The organism is Pseudomonas sp. X4, assembly GCF_040784925.1.
In the GTDB taxonomy this organism is placed as follows: Bacteria; Pseudomonadota; Gammaproteobacteria; order Pseudomonadales; family Pseudomonadaceae; genus Aquipseudomonas; species Aquipseudomonas putida_Z.
The window spans coordinates 2,144,664-2,168,557 of the sequence record NZ_CP160798.1; the positions used below are offsets into that span (position 1 = coordinate 2,144,664).

Genomic DNA, 23,894 nt, shown 5'->3' on the forward strand with positions numbered 1-23,894 from the left:
CGCATTCGCGGGTAAACCCGCTCCCACAGGATCCGTGCAGGGCTTCAGTTGTGTTTCTGTGGCTCGCGGATCTTGTACCAGGCCACATACAAGGCCGGCAGGAACAGCAGCGTCAGCAGGGTCGCCACGATGATCCCGCCAATCATGGCGTAGGCCATCGGCCCCCAGAACACCTCGCGGGCAATCGGGATCATGCCCAGGCTCGCCGCCGCCGCGGTCAGCAGAATCGGCCGGCGCCGGTGGTTGGTGGCCTCCACCACCGCATCCCACGGCGACAAGCCCTGGGCTTCGAACTCGTCGATCTGGGTCACCAGGATCACCGAGTTACGAATGATGATGCCCGCCAGCGCGAGAATGCCGAGAATCGCCACGAAGCCCATGGGCGTACCTGTGGGCACCAGCGCAATGATCACGCCAATCAGCCCCAACGGCGCCACGCTGACCACCAGGAACAGCTTCTGCACGCTGTGCAGCTGGATCATCAGGAACGTCGCCATCAGGAACAGCATCAGCGGGATGACCTTGCGGATCGGCCCCTGCGCCTTGGCGCTCTCCTCCACCGTACCGCCGGTGGCCACTTCGAAGCCGACCGGCAACTTGCTGGCGAACTCGTCGATCTTCGGCTTCAGCTGGGCCACCAGGTCAGTGGGCTGGATGTCGCCGTTGACCGAGGCCTTGATGGTGATGGTCGGCTTGCGGTCACGGCGCCACACCAGCGGCTGCTCCAGCTCATAGCGCACGGTGGCGAACGCAAGCAGCGGGATCGAGGTGCCGTTGGGCGTCAGTATCTGCAGGTTCTGCAGGGTATCGGGCGAGCCACGCTCGCTGTCCTCGGCACGGGCGACCACGTCGACCAGGTAGATGTTGTCGTTGACCTGGGTGATCTGCACACCGCTGACGATGCTGTTCATCAGATTGGCCACGTCCTCCGACGACAGGCCCAGCTGGCGCGCCTTGTCCTGGGCGATTTCCACGCGCAGCACCTTACCCGGCTCGTTCCAGTCGTAGATCATCTCGCCGATGTGCTCGTTCTGGTCGAGCAAGGTGGCCAGCTCGATGGCGTGCTTGCGTACCTGGTCGATATTGGCGCCGCTGACCCGATACTGGATCGGCCGGCCCACTGGCGGGCCCATTTCCAGCGATTGCACGTTGGTGCCGACGCCAACGAACTCTTCATGCAGGATCTTCTGCAGGCGGTCCATCATGGCCTGGCGTTCCTCGAAGCCCTTGCTGACGATCACCAGCTGCGCGTAGTACGGGTTCTGCAGCTGCTGGTCGAGGGGCAGGTAGAAGCGGATCGCGCCTTGGCCGATGTAGGTACTCCAGTGCACCAGGTCCGGGTCGTCCTTGATCCGCGCCTCGAAGCGGTCGACCACCTTGCGCGTCTCTTCGATCGAGGCGTTTTGCGGCAGGTTGAGGTCGACGAGAATTTCCGGGCGGTCCGAGGACGGGAAGAACTGGTTCTGCACGAAGCGCTCGCAGAAGATCGCCAGGGCGAACAGCACCACGGTGCCGATGATGGTCAGCCAGCGGTTGCGCATGCACCACAACAGACCATGCTCGAAGACTCGGCCGACACGGCCCGGCTCGGCTTCATGAGCCTTGAGCTTGGCGCTGCTGAGAATGTGCACGCCGAGCACCGGGGCGAAGAACACCGCTACCACCCACGACACCATCAGCGCCACGGCAATTACCGCAAACAGCGTGTAGGTGTACTCACCCGCCGAACTGGCGTTGAGGCCGATCGGCACGAAGCCGGCCACCGTCACCAGGGTGCCGGTAAGCATGGGGAAGGCCGTGGAGGTATAGGCAAAAGTCGCCGCCTGTTCTTTGCTTTCGCCCATCTCCAGCCGTGTGACCATCACCTCCACGGTGATCATCGCATCGTCCACCAGCAGGCCCAGGGCGATGATCAGCGCCCCCAGCGAAATCCGCTGCATGGTGATGCCGCTGTATTCCATGAACACGAACACCATAGCCAGCACCAGCGGGATCGAACAGGCCACCACCAGCCCGGCACGCACGCCGAGGCTGACGAAGCTCACCGCCAGCACGATCACCACCGCCTCGAACAGCGCACTGGTGAAGCCGCCCACCGCTTGCTTGACCACCACCGCCTGGTCGGAAACAGTGTGTACCCCGACGCCCACCGGCAGGTCTTCGATCACCTTGTCCATGCGCTTTTTCAGCGCCGCGCCGAACACCTGGATATTGCCGCCGGCCTTCATGCCGATGGCCAGGCCCAGCGCCGTCTGGCCGTTGTAGCGAAACATCGGCGAAGGAGGGTCGACGTAACCACGCTCGATATCGGCGATATCGGCCAGGCGGAAGAAGCGGTCGTTGATCTTCAGGTTGACGGTTTGCAGGTCTTTTTCCGAGGTGAACTGCCCGGAGGTACGCACCGAGATACGTTCCGGCCCGGCCTCGATCACACCGGCAGGGGTCACGGCGTTTTGCGATTGCAGGGCCTGCATGACCTGGCGCTGATCGATGCCCAGGGCTGCCAGCTTGCGGGTGGAGAAGTTCAGGTAAAGCACTTCGTCCTGGGTGCCGATCAGCTCGATCTTGCCGATGTTGGGCACATCGCGCACTTCGGCCCGCGCCTGCTCCACGTAGTCGCGCAGCTGGCGCAGGGTCAGGCCGTCGGCGGTGAAGGCATAGATTGAACCGAACACATCGCCGAATTCATCGTTGAACCCGGGCCCCTGGATGCCCGCAGGGAATTCACCGCGAATGTCCTGGATCTTCTTGCGCACCTGGTACCAGATTTCCGGGATGTCCTTGGCCTTGGTGGTGTCGCGCAGGTACACGTAGACCGTGGATTCGCCGGGGCGGGTGTAGCTTTTGGTGTAGTCGAGGGAGTCGAGCTCCTCGAGCTTCTTCTCGATACGGTCGGTGACCTGGTACAGGGTTTCGTCCTGGGTCGCGCCGGGCCAGCGGGTCTGGATGACCATGGTCTTGATGGTGAACGACGGGTCTTCCTCACGGCCCAGGTTGAAGTAGGAGAAGATCCCCATCAGCAGGGCAACGAACATCAGGTACCAGACGAACGATTGATGCTTGAGTGCCCAGTCGGACAGGTTGAAGCTTCCTTTCATTGCGCATCCTCGTCGAAGGTGACCTTCTGGCCAGGCTTGAGGCTGTTCACGCCCGCAGTCACCACCCGCTCGCCGGGCTGTACGCCCGAGCTCAGGACGACGCTGTCGGTGGTGCGGCCGATCAGGGCCACGTCACGAGTGGCCACGGTCTTCTGCTGCGTATCGATCACCCATACCTGGGTCTTGCCGTCGCGCTCGAGCAAGGCACTCAAGGGCAGTTCGCTGCGCGGCGACACCTCCGAACTCAGGGTCACGCTGATGGCGGTGCCCAGGTGGAAGGCCGCCGGGGTGCTGGCCAGGGTCAGGCGCGCGCGGCGGGTGCGGGTGGTGGCGTCGGCCTGGGGTTCCAGTTCCCGCAGGCTGGCGGTGGTGTTGATGGTCGGGTCCAGCTGCGAAGCAACGGTGAAGGTCAGGCCTTTGCTCAACTGCTCGGCCAGGCCGATCGGCAGGTCGATCACCGCTTCCTTCACATCCGGCCTGGCCAGGGTTACCACGGCCTGGCCGGCGGTGACGGTTTGCCCGGCTTCGGCCTGCCAGGCAGTGATTACCGCGGCGTGGTCGGTGCGCAGGGTGCTGTAGTCGAGCTGGTCACGCGCCTGGCTGAGCGCAGAGCGCGCCTGCTCCAACGCCGCGCTGGTGGTTTTCAGGTTGGTCTGGGCGATATCCAGCTGTGCCTGGGCGCCTACGCCACGGTCGTACAGCTGTTGCTGGCGGCGGGCATCGGCCTGGGCGTTGATCCACTGCGCCTGCACCTTGGCCAGGTCGCCCTCGGCGGCACGAAGCTGGTTCTGCTGGTCGGTCGGGTCGAGGGTGGCCAGGGTGTCGCCCGGTTTCACCTGTGCGCCCACATCCAGCCAGCGCCGGGCGATACGCCCGGAAACCCGGAAGCCCAAGGTGCTTTCGAAACGTGCCTGGATACTGCCGGCGAAACGGCCCAGCTGCGACTGCACCTGGGGTTCGACCTTGACCGACAGCACCGGCCGAATCGGCTCCGGCACTTCATCCTCGCTACTGCAGCCAGCCAACAGCACGCCGGCCGACAGCATCAGCAGCAGGCGCTTCATAGCTCACCCCCGTTGGCCTTGGCATCGATCTTCAGCACCTGCATGCCGGGGTGCAGCAACTGCCCGCCATTGACCACCACGGTCTCGCCGCCTTTCAGGCCACTGGCGACCACGATCCTGCCGGTGAGGTATCGGCTGACCTCGACCTTGCGCAGCTCTACCTTGTCACCCTCGCCCACTACCCAGACGGCGGGCTCATGCAGGGCCTTGGTCAGTGCCGACCATGGCAGCTCGATACTAGGCCGGCCCTGGGCATTGGTGGTGGCCGTCACCGGTGCACCCAGTTGCATCCCTGGCGGCACATCCCTCAGCCCGACCTTGACCTGTACCGTGCCGCTTTGCGCAGACACCGTGGGGGTGATTTCGCGCACGAAGCCACGGGCCTGAACCTTGGGGTCGTCCAGCAGACTGACGATCACGCCGGCATCGCTGGGCGGGGCCACCAGCAGCGATTCGTAGACATTGAACACGGCATCACGGTCGCCATCGGTGGCCAGGCTGAAGATTGGCATGGTCGCCTGCACCACCTGGCCGACCTCGGCCTGGCGCTCGGTGATGACCCCATCGGCCTCGGAGACCAACGCGGTATAACTCAGTTGTTCGTTGGCATTGGCCAATTGCGCCTGCGCGGCCTTGAGCGCGCTCTGGTTGCTGCGCAGCGCGGCTTCGGCGGAATCGTATTCGCTCTGGCTGGTGTAGCCCTTGGGCAACAGCTTTTGCTGGCGTACGAAGGCAGCGCTGGTCTGGGTGACCCGCGCCTGCGCGGCGAACACCTCGGCCTTGGCCGAGTCGACATTGTTCTGCAGGTCTTTCGGGTCCAGCCGCGCCAGCACCTGGTTGGCCTTTACGTGGTCGCCGACATCGACACTGCGCGAAATGATCTTGCCGCCCACCCGGAACGACAGGTCGGTCTGCACCCGCGCCTGCACATCGCCAGTCAGGGTGACCCTGGCAGCGAAATCGGTGGGTGATACCTGTTGCACGCCTACGCGTGGCAGTGTTTCGGTGGTTTCTTCCTTACTACAGCCCGACAGCAGGGACACAAGCCCCAGGCAGACGACCAACAGCGGACGTATCAACGTCATGCAGGCTCCTTGCTTGCGCGCAAATGATTCGTGGGATGCGACTGTCAGCGTAGTTCAGGGTTGGACAAACGGCACTGGCCACATGCGCAAGGGAGACATTCGAGGCCGGTGTCACAGGGCAGGCTCGGCACAACTTGTTCGTGGAAAACCTGGCATTTCTGTCAGTAGCCAATTGTCGCCAGGGCATTACATAGTCTACCCAACCGGTCGCCCCGGCAGTGGCATCACAAAAGAGGCCAGTCCCTGTTAACCCTTGACCCCTCGGAGGCCCCATGGCTGCTGCAAAAACTACACGCCGTTTCTACCAAAACAACCATGTTCGCACCGAACTAGACGGCGCTGTGACACGCTCCATTTTCCGGCATCAGAACAGCCTCCTGGCGCTATGCACATCAGGTGCTGAGGAATCGCGTTCAATCATGGCAGTGGACAACTCCAACACCGTCATGAGCGAATTGAGAGACTCCGGCAAGGCGCAGTTCGCTTATACCCCCTATGGCCATCGCACAGTCCAGGGAGAATCGAACAACCCCTTGGCATTCAACGGTGAGATACTGGATACGCCAACAGATTGTTACTTGCTGGGCAGTTATCGTCTGGCCAGCCCCGGAAGTTACAGATTCTATAGCGACGATGACCAAAGCCCGTTCGGGAGGGGTGGACTGAACTCAAAAGCGTACTGTGCCGGGGACCCAGTGAATTACGTTGACCCCACTGGTCATTTTCCTTTAGCCAATTTTCTCAATATTGCGATGATGATTACTGGGGGCGCATCAGTAGGAACCACTATTGCAGCAGCTTTGGTAAAAGACCCTAAAAGCCGAAATATTCTAAACATAACATCAATAGTTCTTGGCACCGCCGCCGCGGCTCTAATGGCAGGCTCGCTCCTACGTTACCGGTTCAAATCAGCTCAGCTGAAAAAAGACAATCAACGCCTAGAAAACAACGTTGATGCCCTACGAGAAACTGTTCGGATTCAACAAGAGACCATTACTCGCCAAAACGGCAGCATTAATCGCCTACGAAACATCATGAATCCCCCACAAAGTGCTGCATCCTCTAACAGCGTTTCCCATGCACCTGCCTCTCCAATGCAGCCTCAAACCTCGTCAGGTGTTAACTCACGTGTCCATTATAATGCCCATACATCTGAAGTTCTAACACCATTTTCTACTCCCCACACCCAGCATAACGCAGGATCACCTCCTCCGACTTACAGTAAATCTGACCCATTCCCAAATTCTTTTCCCAAAAGTATAAGTGGATTCCGGCAGCAAACCTTTGGTCGATAAAAAAACGTACGTAGAAGATCTTCTTCGAGTTCAAACCCGCCCCCACAGGGGCATGTGCAAGCCATGAAGGCTGCACGGATACTTGTGGGAGCGGGTTTACCCGCGAAAGGGCCGGTACAGGTCAGAGCTGAATTGAAGCCTTGTTCAGTCCCAGTTCGATGTCATCGATCAGTGCTTTGGCAAAGCCACTGAGAATTCTCGCAGCGCTACCAGCCAGTCGGTCATTTTCCATCTCGGCTTCAGTCGTCAGGTGATTGATGCACCCGAGCATTACGGAGAGTTCGGAGAAGGCATGGTTGAAGGGGATATTGGCCTGGACACGGAAAAGGTCCATGCAGGTTTCTTTACCGACGGTGCTGCTGTGTGATGGATGGAAGTTGCCTGGAGCAGAATTGGTCATGGTGGATCTCCTATATCTGGACAAGGAGTTGCCACCTTCATCTTTCTCACGGATCAGGGCGGCAACCGTACGCGAGGTGAGAAACCGCGGATATAGGAACGCAGCCAGACGTAAGTCTGCCCGCGCACGGTTGCCATGACGAAAGCACTATATCGTTGGGTTCTCACACCCGGTCCCAAGGACATTATCCCTGGGGCATTTCCCCAGCAACAGAGCAGCTTCCACACGGCTCGTAGGATAATTCCCAAGCCGATCCAACTGAAGCCTTTGGTTTGAGTTGATGAAAAGTCGTACGCCTTCAGGGCCTCTTCGCGGGTGAACTGTTCTGGTCAAGTTTTGCCGGACACCGATTACGGTGATCAAGCCGCCTGCTGCTCCATAGCTATTGGCGACAGATAGTTGTTGTAGCTATGGAGCCTGATTCGGTTGTAGCGCATGAAGAAGCTGGTCATGTCCCTCCTGGCTTCTTCAATCTCCTTGTAGCCCTGAGAGGGTACCCACTCTGACTTGAGCGTCCCGAAGAAGCGCTCTGTTGGCGCATTGTCCCAGCATTGCCCCCTGCGACTCATGCTTTGGGTTATCCCATGCTCAAGCAGCTCGGACTGGAAGCGCTGGCTAGTGTATTGGCAGCCTTGATCTGAATGAAACATCAAGCCTGCATGCTTGCCTCGAACCCCCACTGCCATCCTCAGCGCCCTGCTAACCAAGTTAGCATCATTGATGAGAGAAAACGCCCAACCAACGATCCGCCGGGCGAACAGGTCAATCACTACTGCCAGGTGGTACCAGCGCTTCCCGACCATCAAGCTGGTAACGTCGCCGCACCAGACCTGATTGATTGCAGTCGGCTCGAAGTTACGTTCGAGCAGATTCCTGGCCACAAAGGCTTCGACGCCTCTGGAGCGGTACTGATGCCGGCGGCGCTGCCTGCTGGCCAGATTTGCCTCCTGCATGAGTTTTCCGGCCAGATACCGTCCTACTTTGAGCTGCTGAGCCTTCAAGTGCTCAGAGAGCATCCTCGCACCAACGCTTCCCCGGCTTTCAGCGTGCAATTGCACGACTTTTGCTCTGAGCGTGTCACGTTTGGTATTCGGCGTTGAACGGCGATGAAGCCAGTCATAAAACGCGCTGCGGGATACGTTCAGCGCGCTACAAAGCAAGCTGGTCGGATACGCCCCAGACTCCCTCAGTTCCTCGATCAAGAAAAACGATCGGGATCCGACATCAAGAGAGCCGTAGCCTTTTTTAAGATTTCGGCCTCGGTCTCCAGACGTTTGATTTTGGCGCGTAGTTGCTGGAGCTCGCGCTGCTCATCGCTGATCGCCTTGGTGCCAGCCACGGGCTGGCCTTTCTGGCGCTCTTTACGAACCTGATCCACCCAGCGGCGCAGAGCCGTTGGACCGACATCCATCGATGCGCAGACGTCGGGAACCGAACAGTTGTCGTCAAGAACCATGCTGGCAGCACGTTGCTTGAACTCGCGGGTATAGGTCTTTCGTTCTTGCATGGAACCTCCTGAGTGGGCGAATCATATCGCCCTTAAGAGGTGTCCGGGATCATTAGGCCAGTTCAAACCCGCTCCCACAGGGTTATGTGCAGCCTTCAGGACCTGCGCAATACCTGTGGGAGCGGGTTTACCCGCGAAAGGCCGGTACTGCCATCCGCAAGCCTCTGCCATATCCAGAAACCATGATCTACACAGCACCTGCATCTCAGCCACTACCTTTGAAAAGTCACCTGCTTTTCAAGGAAGAAGCCAATGTCGCGAGCCCAGTCTCACCTGCTTCGCCGTGGTCGCTATTCAGAACTTGGCCGGCTCTATCTGCTGACCACCGTCACCCACCAGCGCAAGCCGCTGTTCCATGATTTCCACCATGCCCGGCTGGTCATTCACCAACTGCGACAATCAGACCAGGAACATGCCTGCCGATCACTGGCCTGGGTGCTGATGCCGGACCATCTGCATTGGCTGATCGAGTTGAAAGGTACGACGTTGGGCACCTTGATGCGCAGGTTCAAGTCCAGGTCCAGTCTGGTTTTGCATCAGGCGGGGGTTGAGCATGATCCGGTATGGCAGTCTGGGTATCAGGACCGGGCACTGCGGCGGGAGGAGAGCATGGTGCATGTTGCCAGATACATTGTTGCCAACCCCTTGCGGGCTGGCTTGGTCAGAAGTGTCAGGGACTATCCACATTGGGATGCAGTCTGGCTTTGAATCTGTGCTGGGGCATTCGCGGCGGTTCGGCGCCCCGATGAACCCGCTCCCACAGGTACTGCGCAGGTCTTGAGGACTGCACATGACCCTGTGGGAGCGGGTTCACCCGCGAAGAGGCCAGGTCAGGCCGACGCCGCAACCTGCGCCGGGCGCTTGACCTGTGGCTGCGAAGCATTCGCCGCAGCGCCCTCTTCGATCGCCTGCTGTATCGCCTTGCGACGGCGCTCTTCGGCCTGGCGGCTGAAGTACCAGACGAAGAAGGTCACCAGCGACACCGACAGCAGGATCAGGCTTGCCACGGCGTTGATCTCCGGCTTCACGCCCAGGCGCACCGCCGAGAACACTTCCATCGGCAAGGTGGTCGAACCAGGGCCGGAGACGAAGCTGGCCAGTACCAGGTCATCCAGCGACAGGGCGAACGACATCATGCCGCCCGCCGCCAGCGACGGCGCGATCATCGGGATGGTGATCAGGAAGAACACCTTCCACGGCTTGGCACCCAGGTCCATCGCCGCTTCCTCGATCGAAAGGTCCAGCTCACGCAGGCGTGCCGACACCACCACCGCCACATACGCGGCACAGAACGTGGTATGGGCGATCCAGATGGTGACGATGCCGCGCTCCTGCGGCCAGCCAATCATCTGCGCCATGGCCACGAACAGCAGCAACAGCGACAGGCCGGTGATCACCTCGGGCATTACCAACGGCGCGGTGACCAGGCCACCGAACAGCGTGCGGCCCTTGAAGCGGGTAACCCGGGTCAGCACGAACGCCGCCAAGGTACCCAGCGCCACGGCTGCCACCGCCGTGTAGCAGGCGATTTCCAGCGAACGCATCACCGAACCCATCAACTGGGTGTTGTCGAGCAGGCCGACGTACCACTTCACCGACCAGCCACCCCATACCGTCACCAGCTTGGAGGCGTTGAACGAGTAGATCACCAGGATCAACATCGGCAGGTAGATGAACAGCAAGCCGAGCACCAGCATCAGCTTGGAGAAACTGAAGCGCTTCATGCCCTGCCCTCCATTTCTTTGGCCTGGCTGCGGTTGAACAGCAGGATCGGCACGATCAGGATCGCCAGCATCACCACCGCCAGCGCAGAGGCCACCGGCCAGTCACGGTTGTTGAAGAACTCTTGCCACAGCACCTTGCCGATCATCAGGGTTTCCGGGCCGCCAAGCAGTTCAGGGATCACGAACTCGCCCACCACCGGGATGAACACCAGCATGCAGCCGGCGATGATGCCGTTCTTCGACAGTGGCACGGTGATCTTCCAGAAGCTGTTGAAGGTGCTCGAACCCAGGTCCGAAGCGGCCTCGAGCAGGCTCGGGTCGTGCTTCACCAGGTTGGCGAACAGCGGCAGGATCATGAACGGCAGGTACGAATAGACCACGCCGATGTACACCGCCAGGTTGGTGTTGAGGATCTGCAGCGGCTGGTCGATCAACCCGGTCCACAGCAGGAAGCCGTTGAGCAGGCCGTTGTTGCTGAGAATACCCATCCAGGCATAGACGCGGATCAGGATCGCGGTCCAGGTCGGCATCATGATCAGCAACAGCAGGACCGTCTGGGTTTCCTTCTTGGCGTTGGCAATGGCATAGGCCATCGGGTAGCCGATCAGCAGGCACAACAGGGTGCTGAAGAAGGCCATCTTCAGCGAGCCCAGGTAGGCCGAGATATACAGCTCATCCTCGGTCAACAGGCCATAGTTGGCCAGGTTGAGCACCAGCTGCAGCTTGTCTTCGACGTAGCTGTAGATCTCGGTATACGGCGGGATCGCCACGTCGGCTTCGGCGAAGCTGATCTTCAGCACGATGAAGAACGGCAGCATGAAGAACAGGAACAGCCAGATGAACGGCACGCCGATCACCAGGTGCCGCCCCTCCGGGGTAATACGCTGGAAGGCTCGCTTGAGCTTGCGCAGCTTCATGACCGCAGTACCACGCCGCTGTCGTCTTCCCACCACACGTACACTTCATCGCCCCAGGTCGGGCGGGTGCCCTGGCGCTCGGCGTTGGCGACGAACGACTGGACGACCTTGCCGCTCGGCAACTCGACGTAGAACACCGAATGGCCACCCAGGTAGGCAATGTCGTGAACCTTGCCGCGCGACCAGTTGTGCTCGCAGGTCGGTTGCTGGGTGGTGACCAGCATCTTTTCCGGGCGCAGGGCATAGGTGATGTGCTTGTCTTCCACCGACGTGGTGATGCCGTGGCCGACATAGATCTTGCGCTCCAGCTCCGGGCTGGCAATGATCGCGTGGCCTTCGGCGTCGTCGACCACCTCACCTTCGAACAGGTTGACGTTGCCGATGAATTCGCACACCAGGCGGCTGGTAGGCGTCTCGTAGATGTCCACCGGCGAGCCGATCTGGGCGATCCAGCCCAGGTGCATGATGGCGATGCGCTGGGCCATGGTCATGGCCTCTTCCTGGTCGTGGGTCACCATCACGCAGGTCACGCCCACACGCTCGATGATCTCCACCAGTTCCAGCTGCATCTGCGAACGCAGTTTCTTGTCCAGTGCGCCCATCGGTTCGTCGAGCAGCAGCAGCTTGGGGCGCTTGGCCAGCGAGCGGGCCAGGGCCACGCGCTGGCGCTGGCCGCCGGACAGCTGGTGCGGCTTGCGCTTGGCGTACTGGGTCATGTGCACCAGCTTGAGCATCTCGGCCACGCGGGCGTCGATTTCGGCCTTGGGCATCTTGTCCTGCTGCAGGCCGAAGGCGATGTTCTGCGCCACGGTCATGTGCGGGAACAGCGCGTAGGACTGGAACATCATGTTGATCGGCCGCTCGTAGGGCGGCATGTCGGTGATGTCGACGCCATCGAGGAAGATCCGCCCTTCGGTCGGGCGTTCGAAGCCGGCCAGCATGCGCAGCAAGGTGGACTTGCCGGAACCGGAGCCACCCAGCAGGGCGAAGATCTCGCCCTTGCGGATTTCCAGGGACACATCGTCCACGGCTACCGTTTCGTCGAACTTTTTCGTGACCCGGTCGATCTTGACCAGCACCTGCTTGGGTTGCTGGCCACCCTCGAGGGCTTTTTTATAGGCACCGGAGGCAACTGCCATGAGTGAAACTCCCAACAAGATTTTTGTGCCCGCGAGCCCTGTGCTACAGGTGCCGCCACGGGCCTGGATTTTTACTTGCCCGACTTGACCTTGGTCCAGCTACGGGTCATCAGCCGTTGCACCTTGGGTGGCAACTCTGAATTCACGAACATCTTGTTCAGCACTTCCTGCGGTGGGTAAACCGCGGCGTCAGTCCTCACGGCCTGGTCCATCAGGTCGCCAGCCTTGGGGTTCGGGTTGGCGTAACCGACGTAATCACTGACCTGGGCGATAACCTCAGGCTTCAGCAAATAGTTGATGAAGGCATGCGCCTCTTTGACGTTCTTGGCGTCCTTGGGAATCGCCAGCACGTCGAACCAGAGGTTGCCGCCTTCCTTGGGAATGGCGTAGGCCAGGTTCACGCCCTTCTTCGCTTCTTCGGCGCGGGTCTTGGCCTGGAACACATCGCCTGAGAAACCTGCCGCGACGCAGATGTCGCCGTTGGCCAGGTCGGTGATGTACTTGGACGAGTGGAAGTAGGTCACGTACGGGCGTACCGCCAGCAGTTTCTTCTCGGCGGCCTGGTAGTCCTTGGCATTGGTGCTGTTGGGGTCCAGCCCCATGTAGTTGAGCACCGCCGGCAGCATTTCGTCCGCCGAGTCGAGGAAGGCCACGCCGCACTTGGCGAGCTTCTTCATGTTCTCGGGCTCGAACAGCACTGCCCAGGAGTCGATGGTGTCCACGCCCAGCGCGGCCTTCACCTTGTCGACGTTGTAACCGATGCCGTTGGTGCCCCACAGGTAAGGCACGGCGTACTGGTTGCCCGGGTCGTTCCTTTCCAGGCGCTTCATCAGCGCCGGGTCCAGGTTGGAATAATTGGGCAGCAGGTTCTTGTCGAGCTTCTGGAACGCGCCCGCCTTGATCTGCTTGCCGAGGAAATGGTTGGATGGCACTACCACGTCATAGCCGGTGTTGCCGGCCAGCAGCTTGCCTTCCAGGGTTTCGTTGGAATCGAACACGTCTTGCACGGGCTTGATGCCCGTGGCTTTCTCGAAGTCCGCGAGTGTGGTCGGGCCGACGTAGTCGGACCAGTTGTAGAAGTGCACCGTAGGCGCCGCTTGGACGCTGCATGCCAGCGTCAGGCCCGCTCCAGCCATCAAGGCCTTGCGGAATACAGAAATGGACAAGTGGGTGGTCCTCACAATCAGTGCCTGGGTAGCGACAATGCTGCCGCACACGCAAAACCGGCGCGCAACTTACCTTCGCAGCTTCGATGCCGCAATCATCAATTGCCTTTCACTGGCTCTGGGCCGGGATTCCCCGGCCCAGAGGTACTGCATCGGGCTTACTTGCCCGACTTGATCTTGGTCCAGCTGCGGGTGATCACACGCTGGGCAGACGCTTCAGGCGCAGCGATCGCGTACAGCTGCTTCTTGACTTCAGCTGGCGGATAGATGCTCGGATCGCTGGTGATTTCCTTGTCCACGAACTGGGTGGCGGCAGCGTTGCCGTTCGGGAAGCGCACGGCGTTGGTGATCTCGGCCATGATTTCCGGCTGCATCAGGAAGTTCATGAACTGGTAGGCAGCGTCTTTATGCTCGGCATCCTTGGGGATGGCGACCATGTCGTAGAAGGTACCGGCACCTTCCTTCGGAATGACGTAGTCCACCTTGACCTTGTCACCGGCTTCGTGGGCACGGGCCTTGGACTGCTCCAGGTCACCCGAGTAACCGACGGCTACGCAGATATTGCCGTTGGCCATGTCGCCGATGTACTTGGACGAGTGGAAGTAGGTGATCGAAGGACGGATCTTGAGGAACAGGTCCTCGGCGGCCTTCAGGTCTTCCTTCTTGGTGCTGTTGCTCGGCAGGCCCAGGTAGTGCAGCGCAGCCGGCAGCATTTCGGTCGGGGCATCCAGGAAGCTCACGCCGCAGCTCTTGAGCTTGGCGATGTTCTCAGGCTTGAACACCACGTCCCACGAGTCGATCTTGTCCACGCCCAGCGCGGCCTTGACCTTCTCCGGGTTGTAGCCGATGCCGATCGAGCCCCACATGTAAGGGAAGGCGTGCTTGTTGTCCTTGTCGCTGGCATCGCCAACGGCCTTGAGCAGGTCAGGGTCGAGGTTCTTCCAGTTCGGTAGCTTGGAGCGGTCCAGTTCCTCGTACACGCCAGCCTTGATCTGCTTGGCCAGGAAGTTGTTCGAAGGCACGACGATGTCATAGCCCGACTTGCCTGCCAGCAGCTTGGCTTCGAGGGTTTCGTTGCTGTCGAAGACGTCGTACTTGACCTTGATGCCCGACTGCTTCTCGAACTTGGCGATGGTGTCCGGAGCGATGTAGTCCGACCAGTTGTAGACGTTCAACACCTTGTCTTCAGCCTGAACAGCGGTAGCCATGGCACCCATCAGGGCGGCGGCCAGCAACGTCTTGCCCATTTTATTCATGCGTAATGCTCCAGAATTTTTTATTTAGCCATCTGTTCAGCAGCCAGGACCTACGGTGCAGAGCGCGCGGCGACTGAAACAGCCGCTAGTCTGGCAAGTTACAAGGCCCTGTATCAAGGAAAGCAGGGCCTAGTAACGACTTAATGCCACATCGCTAGCCTAGCAGGTGCTCAGTTGATCGCCTCAAGGGTCAAATCGAGGCATTTGCGTGCCTTTTCCACCAGTTCGTCGATCTCTGCATGGCTGATCACCAGCGGCGGCGCAATGATCATGGTGTCACCCACCGCGCGCATGATCAGGCCGTTTTCGAAGCAGAAGGTGCGGCAGATCATACCCACGCCCTTGCCTTCGTAACGGCTGCGGGTGGCCTTGTCCTTGACCAGCTCGATCGCGCCGAGCAGGCCCAGGCCGCGTACCTCGCCCACCAGAGGGTGGTCCTGCAGTTCACGCAAACGCTTTTGCAAATACGGTGCCGCTTCGCTGCGCGCCTTCTCGACGATTTTCTCGTCACGCAGGATGCGCAGGTTTTCCAGGCCCACGGCGGCCGCTACCGGGTGGCCGGAGTAGGTGAAGCCGTGGTTGAAGTCGCCGCCTTCGCTGAGTACCTGGGCCACGGTGTCACGCACGATCACACCGCCCATGGGGATGTAACCGGAAGTCAGGCCCTTGGCGATGGTCATCAGGTCGGGCTTGAGGTCGTAGTAGTCGGAGCCGAACCACTCGCCGGTACGGCCGAAACCGCAGATCACTTCGTCGGCGACGAACAGGATGTCGTACTTGGCGAGGATCTCTTTCACCTTCGGCCAGTAGGTTTCCGGCGGGATGATCACGCCGCCGGCGCCCTGGATCGGCTCGGCGATGAAGGCGGCGACATTGTCTTCGCCGACTTCGAGGATTTTCTTCTCCAGCTGCTCGGCCGCCCACACCCCGAACTCATCCGGGGTCATGTCGCCGCCTTCGCCGAACCAGTAAGGCTGCGGGATATGCACGATGCCCGGGATCGGCAGGCCGCCCTGCTCGTGCATGCCGCTCATGCCGCCCAGGCTGGCACCAGCCACGGTGGAGCCGTGGTAGCCGTTGATGCGGCCGATGATGGTCTGCTTCTGTGGCTTGCCTTTCAGCGCCCAGTAATGGCGGACCATGCGCAGCACGGTGTCGTTGCCTTCAGAGCCGGAGCCGGTGAAGAACACATGGGTCATGCCTTGCGGCGCGACATCGGAGATTGCCTTGGCCAGTTCCAGCGCAGGCGGGTGGGCAGTCTGGAAGAACAGGTTGTAGTACGGCAGCTCGCGCATCTGCTTTTCTGCCGCCTGAACCAGTTCTTCACGGCCATAACCCACTGCCACGCACCACAGGCCAGCCATGCCGTCGAGGATCTTGTGCCCCTCGCTATCCCACAAATGCACACCCTGGGCCTTGGTGATGATGCGCGGCCCCTTCTCCTTCAGCTGCTTGTAGTCGCTGAAGGGCGCGAGGTGATGCTCCCCGCTCAGGGTTTGCCATTCACGGGTTTGCGGGTTGTTGACGCTCATGTGCTTCTCCGTTGTTCGACAGCCGCGTCCTGCGGCACCAAGTTGATCAGACAGCAAACAGCAGGAACTCACGCTCCCAGGAACTGATGACTCGCTTGAAGTTCTCGTGCTCGGCGCGCTTGGTGGCGACGTAGCCGGTGATGAACTTCTTGCCCAGGTACTGCACCAGTGCACGGCTGTTTTCCATGCGTTCCAGGGCATCTTCGATAGTCAGTGGCAGGCGCAGGTTGCGGCGTTCGTAACCACGGCCCTGCACCGGCGCGCTGGCGTCGATGCCTTCGACCATGCCGATGTAGCCACACAGCAGGCTGGCGGCGATGGCCAGGTAAGGGTTGGCGTCGGCGCCTGGCAGGCGGTTCTCGACCCGGCGGCTTTGCGGGCCGGCGTCCGGCACGCGCAGGCCGACGGTACGGTTTTCCTCGCCCCATTCCACGTTCACCGGCGCCGAGGTATCGGGCAGGAAGCGGCGGAACGAGTTGACGTTGGGGGCGAACAGCGGCAATGCCTCGGGGATGAACTTCTGCAGGCCACCGATGTGGTGCAGGAACAGTTCGCTCATGCTGCCGTCGTCGTTGCTGAAGATGTTCTTGCCGGTGGTCACGTCGACCACGCTCTGGTGCAGGTGCATGGCACTGCCTGGCTCGCCGGTCATGGGTTTGGCCATGAAGGTGGCGGCCACATTGTGCTTGAGCGCGGCCTCGCGCATGGTGCGCTTGAACACCAGGATCTGGTCAGCCAGGTGCAGGGCGTTGCCATGACGGAAGTTGATCTCCATCTGCGCCGTGCCGTCTTCATGGATCAGCGTGTCGAGGTCCAGCTGCTGCAGTTCGCACCAGTCGTAGACGTCTTCGAACAGCGGGTCGAATTCGTTGGCGGCTTCGATCGAGAACGACTGACGGCCGGTTTCCGGGCGGCCCGAACGGCCTACCGGCGGCTGCAGCGGGAAGTCCGGGTCTTCGCTGCGCTTGGTCAGGTAGAACTCCATCTCCGGCGCTACGATCGGCTGCCAGCCCTTGTCGGCGTAAAGCTTGAGGACTTTCTTCAGCACGTTGCGCGGCGACAGTTCGACCGGGTTGCCCTTCTTGTCGTAGGTGTCGTGGATCACCTGGGCGGTCGGCTCGATGGCCCATGGCACCAGGAACACGGCGTTCTCGTCAGGGCGGCAGATCATGTCGATGTCCGCCGGGTCCAGCAGTTCGTAATAGATGTCGTCGTCGACGTAGTCGCCGGTCACGGTCTGCAGCAGCACGCTCTCGGGCAGGCGCATGCCTTTTTCGGCGATGAATTTGTTGGTAGGCGAAATCTTGCCGCGCGTGATGCCGGTCAGGTCACTGATCATGCATTCGACTTCGGTGATCTTGTGCTCTTTCAACCAATCGGTGAGCTGGTCGAGGTTGTTACTCATAAATACCTCAGGAGGTAAGGTGGTCCGCGCACTGATTCTGGATGGAGTACATTGCTAAAGCAAAAACCCCCGCGCAGAGCCACAGTGGATACACTGAAAACAGGTGCGTCCGTAATGAGTTCGAAGGGCAGGAAGACGAAACGAAGGGCGGCAAGCCGCTACGAGGGCAGGTCCGGGAGCGCCAAACGTCAATTATTGCGGCCAGGGCGGCCACGCCATCGACGAAGCTTGCAAAAATGACGGATGTACCCGATGGCACTGCGCAGGCAGTGCTTTCAGGTCTCGGCAAGCGGACCATGTGACCCTCGTATTATTGTGTTCTGGGTTGAGACCGAGCTTAGCCTTGTTCATTTTTTTACACAACACCTCCGTAAAAAATAAAACACGGTTGGTCGGAGATAGCCCTTTGCGCGGGAAATAGCGGATAATGGTTTGCCCCGAGATGCAGCAAATCTGCCGTCGATGTGCCATTTCAGGGCATCATGGGGTTGGCTTGACATCAGTTTGTCTTTTCGATTGACTGGTCTTGCAAGCCCCCCTTGATTGATATTTTTAACAACAAAGGTGTTGCATCATGTCGGTACCCCCGCGTGCCGTTCAGCTTAACGAAGCGAACGCGTTCCTTAAGGAACATCCTGAGGTTCTCTACGTTGACCTTCTGATTGCAGATATGAATGGTGTGGTGCGTGGCAAGCGCATAGAGCGCACCAGCCTCCACAAGGTTTACGAGAAAGGCATCAACCTGCCTGCCTCCCTCTTCGCCCTGGACATCAACGGTTCCACCGTTGAAAGCACCGGGCTGGGCCTGGACATCGGCGATGCTGACCGCATCTGCTACCCGATCCCCGGCACCCTCTCCAACGAACCCTGGCAGAAGCGCCCGACCGCCCAGCTGCTGATGACCATGCACGAGCTCGAAGGTGAGCCGTTTTTTGCCGACCCGCGTGAAGTGCTGCGCCAGGTGGTCGACAAGTTCACCGAGATGGGCCTGACCATCTGCGCCGCGTTCGAGCTGGAGTTCTACCTGATCGACCAGGAGAACGTGAACGGCCGCCCGCAGCCGCCACGCTCGCCAATTTCGGGCAAGCGCCCGCAGTCGACCCAGGTGTACCTGATCGACGACCTCGACGAATATGCCGACTGCCTGCAGGACATCCTGGAAGGCGCGAAGGAGCAAGGCATCCCGGCCGACGCCATCGTCAAGGAAAGCGCCCCGGCGCAGTTCGAAGTCAACCTGCACCACGTGGCCGACCCGCTCAAGGCCTGCGACTACGCGGTACTGCTCAAGCGGTTGATCAAGAACATCGCCTACGACCATGAAATGGACACCACCTTCATGGCCAAGCCCTACCCGGGCCAGGCAGGCAACGGCCTGCATGTACACATTTCCGTGCTGGACAAAGATGGCAACAACATCTTCACCAGCGAGGATCCCGAGCAGAACGCCGCGCTACGTCACGCTGTCGGCGGTGTGCTCGAGACCCTGCCCGCGTCCATGGCGTTCCTTTGCCCGAACGTCAACTCGTACCGCCGCTTCGGCGCCCAGTTCTATGTACCGAACGCGCCAAGCTGGGGCCTGGACAACCGCACCGTGGCCCTGCGCGTGCCGACCGGCTCGCCGGACGCCGTACGCATCGAGCACCGCGTGGCCGGTGCCGACGCCAACCCGTACCTGATGATGGCCGCCGTACTGGCCGGCGTGCACCATGGCCTGACCAACAAGGTCGAGCCGGGTGAGCCGATCGAAGGCAACTCGTACGAGCAGCTGGAGCAGAGCCTGCCCAACAACCTGCGCGATGCCCTGCGCGAGCTGGACGACAGCGAGATCCTGAACAAGTACATCGATCCGAAGTACATCGACATCTTCGTCGCGTGCAAGGAGAGCGAGCTGGAGGAGTTCGAGCACTCGATCTCCGACCTCGAGTACAACTGGTACCTGCATACCGTGTAAACAAAAACGCCGCCCACAAGGGCGGCGTTTTTGTTCGAGATCGGTGTCGCCTGCTTCGCGGGTAAACCCGCTCCCACAGGGACCGTGCCGGCCTCAGGTCCGGTGAAGATCCTGTGGGAGCGGGTTCACCCGCGAAGAGGCCAGTACAGGTTTACAAGGGCTTCTCGAATATTTTCGAATTGCGCTGGTAGTTGTACAGCGAAGCCCGCGCCGCTGGCAGCCGCTCGACCCCGCTCGGCGCAAACCCGCGTTCACGGAACCAGTGCGCAGTACGCGTCGTCAGCACGAACAGGGTGTTCAACCCCAACTGCCGCGCCCGGCTTTCGATGCGCTCCAGCAACTCGTCGCCCCGTCCGCCATGGCGGTACTCCGGGTTCACCGCCAGGCACGCCAGTTCGCCGGCGTCGGAGTCGGCAATCGGGTACAACGCCGCACAGGCGATGATCATGCCCTCGCGCTCGACCACGCTGAATTGCTCGATCTCCCGCTCCAGCACCTCACGCGAACGGCGCACCAGAATGCCCTGCTCTTCCAGCGGGCTGATCAGTTCCAGCAAACCGCCCACGTCCTCGATGGTCGCCTCGCGTACCACTTCGAACTGTTCCTGCGACACCAGCGTGCCGCCACCGCCACGGGTGAACAGCTCGGTCAGCAAGGCGCCGTCCTCGGCATAGCTGACGATATGGCTGCGCGCCACGCCGCCTTTGCAGGCTTCGGCCGCGGCATCCAGCAATTCGCCCTGGTAATCGCTGCCCAGGCGCTGCAGATGCGGGGCAACCTGCTGCGGGCGCAGCTCACGCACCAGCTTGCCATCGGCATCCAGCAGGCCCGGCTCGGCACCGAACAGCAGCAGCTTGTCGGCACCCAGTTCGATGGCGGCGCGGGTGGCCACGTCTTCGCAGGCCAGGTTGAAGATTTCACCCGTGGGCGAGTAGCCCAGCGGCGACAACAGCACGATGGAGCGCTCGTCGAGCAGGCGGCTGATGCCCTTGCGGTCGACCCGGCGCACTTCGCCGGTGTGGTGGTAGTCCACGCCTTCGAGCACGCCGATCGGCCGCGCCGTGACCAGGTTGCCGGACGCCACGCGCAGGCGCGAGCCCTGCATCGGCGAAGCGGCGATGTCCATCGACAGGCGTGCCTCGATGGCCAGGCGCAAGGCGCCGACGGCATCGATCACGCAATCCAGGGTGGCGGCATCGGTGATGCGCAGGCCACGGTGGTAGTGCGGGGTCAGGCCGCGATCAGCCAGGCGGCTTTCGATCTGCGGGCGCGAGCCATGCACCAGCACCAGGCGCACGCCGAGGCTGTGCAGCAGCACCAGGTCGTGGACGATGTTGCCGAAATTAGGGTGTTCCACCCCATCGCCAGGGAGCATGACCACGAAAGTGCAGTCGCGATGGGCATTGATATACGGGGAGGCATGACGCAGCCAGTTGACGTAGTCGGGCATGACAGGGCCTGTGGATAAGTGGACGGAGAACGGCGATACAGGGGGCGTTCAGGATCATCGTCGGAACAGGCTTGCGGTCACGCGCGGTCTCCTCTAGGCAGGAACGAAACAGTTCGGTTGACGTTTAGTCCAGGCAATAGTGCCGGATCAGGTCACGCAATAGACGCACGGTAGGCTCGATTCGTGACATTTCAAGGTATTCGCCGGGCTGGTGGGCACAGGCGATGTCGCCGGGGCCCAGCACGATGGTCTGGCAACCCAGTTGCTGAAGATAAGGCGCTTCGGTGCCGAACGCCACCGCTTCGGCGCGATGGCCGGTCAGGCGCTCCGCCACTTGCACCAGCTCGGCGTCGGCGGCCTGCTCGAATGGCGGCACCTCCGGGAACAGCGGCGCATAGTCGATGCGCACCTCAAAACGCTCTGCCACCGGCACCAGCTTGCCGCGGATGGCTGCGCGCAGTTGCTCCACGTCCATGCCTGGCAGCGGGCGCAGGTCGAATTCCAGGGCGCACTGGCCGCAGATACGGTTGGGGTTGTCACCGCCGTGGATGCAGCCAAAGTTCATGGTAGGGGTCGGTACGGTGAACTGCGGGTTGCGGTAGGTTTGCTGCCATTGCTGGCGCAGGCCCATCAGCTCGCCCATCACTGCGTGCATGGCCTCCATGGCGCTGCGGCCCAGGCTTGGGTCCGAGGAGTGGCCGCTGCGCCCGAGGATGTCGATGCGGTCCATGAGGATGCCCTTGTGCATGCGGATCGGCCGCAGCCCGGTGGGCTCGCCGATCACCGCCGCACGGCCGAGTGGCTGGCCGGCCTCGGCCAGGGCGCGGGCGCCGGACATGGAGCTTTCTTCGTCACAGGTGGCGAGGATCAGCAGCGGTTGCTTGAAATCGTGCTCCAGCAGTGGGATGACCGCCTCGATGACCAGGGCGAAGAAGCCCTTCATGTCGCAGCTGCCCAGGCCGACCCAGCGGCCATCGGTTTCGGTCAGCTTCAGCGGGTCGCTGGCCCACAGCTGTTCGTCATAGGGTACGGTGTCGCTGTGCCCCGCCAGCACCAGGCCCCCCGGGCCAGTGCCACGGCTGGCCAGCAGGTTGAACTTGCCGGGGCTGACCTGCTGGATGTCGCACTTGAAACCCAGGTCCCCCAGCCAGCCGGCCAGCAGGTCGATGACCTGGCGGTTGGACTGGTCCAGCGCAGGCTGGGTGCAACTGACCGAGGGCGCGGCGATCAGGGCGGCGAACTGGTCTTTCAGCGTCGGCAACGGCATGCGCGTACTCCTCGGAAGCGTTGCCCATCATAGCAATGCCGTCCAACCGTGTGGGCTTCTTCGCGGGTAAACCCGCTCCCACAGGGAAAGCGCTACACCTGAGGGCTACACAGTACCTGTGGGAGCGGGTTCACCCGCGAAGAAGGCCACCACGATCCAACAGACGAGAGCCGACTCCTGTAGACTGCTGGGCAACCACGCCCCCTCCTTCGAGCCTGTGATGCACAAAGAAACCGAACTCAAGCTCCGCGCCAGCCGCGAGACCCTTGCCGCCCTGCGCGAGCACCCTCTGCTGAAGAAGCGCAACAAGTCCGGCTGGCAGACCCGCGAACTGCTCAACCAGTACTTCGACACCCCCGAGCGCGAGCTCTCCGCCGCCCGTGTCGCCCTGCGCCTGCGCCGCGATGGCGAGGCCATCATCCAGACCCTCAAGTGCCGCGGCACCAGCGTGGCCGGCCTGTCCGAGCGCAACGAGCACGAATGGCAGCTGGACAAGGTCAAGCTCGACCTGAAGAAGCTCGACGACAGCTGCTGGCCCGCGCAACTGGCCAACCTGGACAAAAAGACCATCAAGCCGCTGTTCACCACCGACTTCAGCCGTGAATACGCCGAAATCGCCTGGGGCCGTGGCAAGAGCAAGGTGGTGATCGAGGCCGCGCTGGACCAGGGTTTCGTGATCGCCGGCAAGCGCAAGGAAGAAATCTGCGAGCTGGAACTGGAACTGCGTGAAGGCGAGCCGCAGGCACTGCTGGAACTGGCCGCCGAGCTGGCCGCCAGCCTGCCGCTGATGCCATGCGACATCAGCAAGGCCGAGCGTGGCTACCGCCTGCTGGAGCCGGACAGCTACGAGCTGGGCCTGCCGCACACCGAGCTGGAAGCCGAAATGGCCGTGGACGACGCCTACGCCGCACTGGCCTGGCAACTGCTGGGCAGCAGCCAGCGCCTGGCCGAGCAATACCGCCACAACGGCCACTGGCGCCTGCTGCAGGACTGGGTCGAGTGCCTGAGCGAGCTGCGTGCCATTACCGCCAGCCTGGGCCAGGCCGCGCCACGCGCCACCACCCGCGACCTGCGCAGCAGCCTCGACGCCCTGCTCGAAGACTGGCGCCCGCTGGTGCAGGCCGGCAACGAAGACGAAGATATCCGCCGCGCCGCCCCCGAGCAGTTCGCCGAAGAGCTGGAGGACGTGCGCTGGGGCCAGTTCTCGCTGGAAACCTCGCGCTGGCTGCTGGCCCGTGCCTGGACCGTGGAGCGCAAAGGCCGTGGCGAGCGCCAGGGCAAGGCGCAGCTGGCAAGCTGGCTGGCGCACCTGCTGGGCGAAGAAGGCCGAGCGTTGAAGCTGCCGCTGTACACCCAGCGTCCGGAAGACCTGGCCGAGCAACTGCCGCGTATCGAACAGCTGCTGGCCTGGCTGCATCATGCCCGTCAGGTGCTGGAAGCGCCGCAGATGGACCGCCTGTATGGCGACCTGAAGAAGCTGCATGAGCTGGCGGAACAGCCGATCAGCGATGAAGTGCTGGAAGCGCGTATCGAACAGGCTCGGGCGGTGGACCAGAGCCGCGGCTGGAAGCACTTGCTCAAGGCGTGATACCGCGTCGCATTCTTCGCGGGTAAACCCGCTCCCACAGGGGTCGCGCT

At 61.5% G+C, this 23,894-nt stretch carries 20 protein-coding genes; 5 read left to right on the forward strand and 15 right to left on the reverse strand.

Features of this window, described 5'->3' with window-relative positions:
- Window positions 1-44 precede the first annotated feature (44 nt).
- From ABX298_RS09410 to ABX298_RS09420, 3 genes are read right to left on the reverse strand one after another with little or no spacing between them, the layout of a single operon-like run.
- Window positions 45-3,098 carry an efflux RND transporter permease subunit gene (locus ABX298_RS09410; RefSeq protein ID WP_367394341.1) on the reverse strand — a complete coding sequence of 1,018 codons (3,054 nt, stop codon included), beginning with the start codon at window positions 3,096-3,098 and terminating at the stop codon, window positions 45-47.
- Window positions 3,095-4,162: an efflux RND transporter periplasmic adaptor subunit gene (locus ABX298_RS09415; protein ID WP_286918720.1), complete on the reverse strand. Its 1,068-nt coding sequence runs from the start codon at window positions 4,160-4,162 to the stop codon at window positions 3,095-3,097. The genes ABX298_RS09410 and ABX298_RS09415 overlap by 4 nt, the downstream gene beginning before the upstream one ends.
- On the reverse strand, window positions 4,159-5,247 hold the full coding sequence (locus ABX298_RS09420) for an efflux RND transporter periplasmic adaptor subunit (protein WP_085691465.1): 1,089 nt from the start codon (window positions 5,245-5,247) through the stop codon (window positions 4,159-4,161). The genes ABX298_RS09415 and ABX298_RS09420 overlap by 4 nt, the downstream gene beginning before the upstream one ends.
- 272 nt (window positions 5,248-5,519) lie before the next feature.
- Here ABX298_RS09420 and ABX298_RS09425 point away from each other — a divergent pair, with 272 nt between their 5' ends.
- A complete protein-coding gene (locus ABX298_RS09425) occupies window positions 5,520-6,542 on the forward strand; it encodes an RHS repeat-associated core domain-containing protein (protein WP_367394342.1) in 1,023 nt (340 codons plus the stop codon).
- A gap of 121 nt (window positions 6,543-6,663) precedes the next feature.
- Here the strand turns inward: ABX298_RS09425 and ABX298_RS09430 are convergent, their stop codons facing one another.
- From ABX298_RS09430 to ABX298_RS09440, 3 genes are all read right to left on the reverse strand, one after another.
- Window positions 6,664-6,942, reverse strand: coding sequence for a DUF3077 domain-containing protein (locus ABX298_RS09430; RefSeq protein ID WP_286100739.1), 279 nt, complete (start codon window positions 6,940-6,942; stop codon window positions 6,664-6,666).
- A gap of 359 nt (window positions 6,943-7,301) precedes the next feature.
- Window positions 7,302-8,144: an IS3 family transposase gene (locus ABX298_RS09435; protein ID WP_044288731.1), complete on the reverse strand. Its 843-nt coding sequence runs from the start codon at window positions 8,142-8,144 to the stop codon at window positions 7,302-7,304.
- A complete protein-coding gene (locus tag ABX298_RS09440) occupies window positions 8,141-8,449 on the reverse strand; it encodes a transposase (RefSeq protein ID WP_004376391.1) in 309 nt (102 codons plus the stop codon). The genes ABX298_RS09435 and ABX298_RS09440 overlap by 4 nt, the downstream gene beginning before the upstream one ends.
- 252 nt (window positions 8,450-8,701) lie before the next feature.
- Here ABX298_RS09440 and ABX298_RS09445 point away from each other — a divergent pair, with 252 nt between their 5' ends.
- A complete protein-coding gene (locus tag ABX298_RS09445; RefSeq protein ID WP_013974702.1) occupies window positions 8,702-9,157 on the forward strand; it encodes a transposase in 456 nt (151 codons plus the stop codon).
- 122 nt (window positions 9,158-9,279) lie between these two features.
- Here ABX298_RS09445 and ABX298_RS09450 read toward each other — a convergent pair whose 3' ends face one another.
- The 7 genes from ABX298_RS09450 to ABX298_RS09480 all read right to left on the reverse strand — a co-directional run bounded on the left by ABX298_RS09450 (window position 9,280) and on the right by ABX298_RS09480 (window position 17,588).
- The gene (locus tag ABX298_RS09450; RefSeq protein WP_003258560.1) at window positions 9,280-10,173 is read right to left on the reverse strand and encodes an ABC transporter permease subunit; all 894 of its coding nucleotides are present in this window, start codon (window positions 10,171-10,173) and stop codon (window positions 9,280-9,282) included.
- Complete coding sequence (locus ABX298_RS09455) at window positions 10,170-11,090, reverse strand: ABC transporter permease subunit (RefSeq protein WP_013974703.1); 921 nt, start codon at window positions 11,088-11,090, stop codon at window positions 10,170-10,172. The genes ABX298_RS09450 and ABX298_RS09455 overlap by 4 nt, the downstream gene beginning before the upstream one ends.
- Window positions 11,087-12,229 carry a polyamine ABC transporter ATP-binding protein gene (potA, locus tag ABX298_RS09460; protein ID WP_013974704.1) on the reverse strand — a complete coding sequence of 381 codons (1,143 nt, stop codon included), beginning with the start codon at window positions 12,227-12,229 and terminating at the stop codon, window positions 11,087-11,089. The genes ABX298_RS09455 and potA overlap by 4 nt, the downstream gene beginning before the upstream one ends.
- 71 nt (window positions 12,230-12,300) lie before the next feature.
- Complete coding sequence (locus tag ABX298_RS09465; protein WP_085621814.1) at window positions 12,301-13,395, reverse strand: polyamine ABC transporter substrate-binding protein; 1,095 nt, start codon at window positions 13,393-13,395, stop codon at window positions 12,301-12,303.
- Between the two features lie 158 nt (window positions 13,396-13,553).
- Entirely contained in the window at window positions 13,554-14,651 is a 1,098-nt protein-coding gene (locus ABX298_RS09470; protein ID WP_025341036.1) for a polyamine ABC transporter substrate-binding protein, read from the reverse strand.
- Window positions 14,652-14,821: 170 nt separating this feature from the next.
- Window positions 14,822-16,183 (reverse strand): aspartate aminotransferase family protein, encoded by a 1,362-nt coding sequence (locus ABX298_RS09475; protein ID WP_075046701.1) that lies wholly within the window; start codon window positions 16,181-16,183, stop codon window positions 14,822-14,824.
- Window positions 16,184-16,229: 46 nt separating this feature from the next.
- Window positions 16,230-17,588, reverse strand: coding sequence for a glutamine synthetase family protein (locus tag ABX298_RS09480; RefSeq protein WP_046613615.1), 1,359 nt, complete (start codon window positions 17,586-17,588; stop codon window positions 16,230-16,232).
- A 41-nt stretch (window positions 17,589-17,629) separates the two neighbouring features.
- On the opposite strand from ABX298_RS09480, the gene ABX298_RS09485 reads away from it, so the two are divergent.
- Both ABX298_RS09485 and ABX298_RS09490 read left to right on the forward strand, forming a co-directional pair.
- Complete coding sequence (locus ABX298_RS09485; protein WP_075046702.1) at window positions 17,630-17,890, forward strand: hypothetical protein; 261 nt, start codon at window positions 17,630-17,632, stop codon at window positions 17,888-17,890.
- Between the two features lie 272 nt (window positions 17,891-18,162).
- The gene (locus tag ABX298_RS09490; protein WP_015272222.1) at window positions 18,163-19,539 is read left to right on the forward strand and encodes a glutamine synthetase family protein; all 1,377 of its coding nucleotides are present in this window, start codon (window positions 18,163-18,165) and stop codon (window positions 19,537-19,539) included.
- Window positions 19,540-19,690: 151 nt separating this feature from the next.
- Here ABX298_RS09490 and argA read toward each other — a convergent pair whose 3' ends face one another.
- Window positions 19,691-20,989: an amino-acid N-acetyltransferase gene (gene argA / locus ABX298_RS09495; protein WP_013974710.1), complete on the reverse strand. Its 1,299-nt coding sequence runs from the start codon at window positions 20,987-20,989 to the stop codon at window positions 19,691-19,693.
- A 124-nt stretch (window positions 20,990-21,113) separates the two neighbouring features.
- Complete coding sequence (gene argE, locus ABX298_RS09500) at window positions 21,114-22,256, reverse strand: acetylornithine deacetylase (RefSeq protein WP_075046704.1); 1,143 nt, start codon at window positions 22,254-22,256, stop codon at window positions 21,114-21,116.
- 220 nt (window positions 22,257-22,476) lie between these two features.
- On the opposite strand from argE, the gene ABX298_RS09505 reads away from it, so the two are divergent.
- Window positions 22,477-23,844: a CYTH domain-containing protein gene (locus ABX298_RS09505; protein WP_003259352.1), complete on the forward strand. Its 1,368-nt coding sequence runs from the start codon at window positions 22,477-22,479 to the stop codon at window positions 23,842-23,844.
- The last annotated feature ends 50 nt before the right edge of the window (window positions 23,845-23,894 follow it).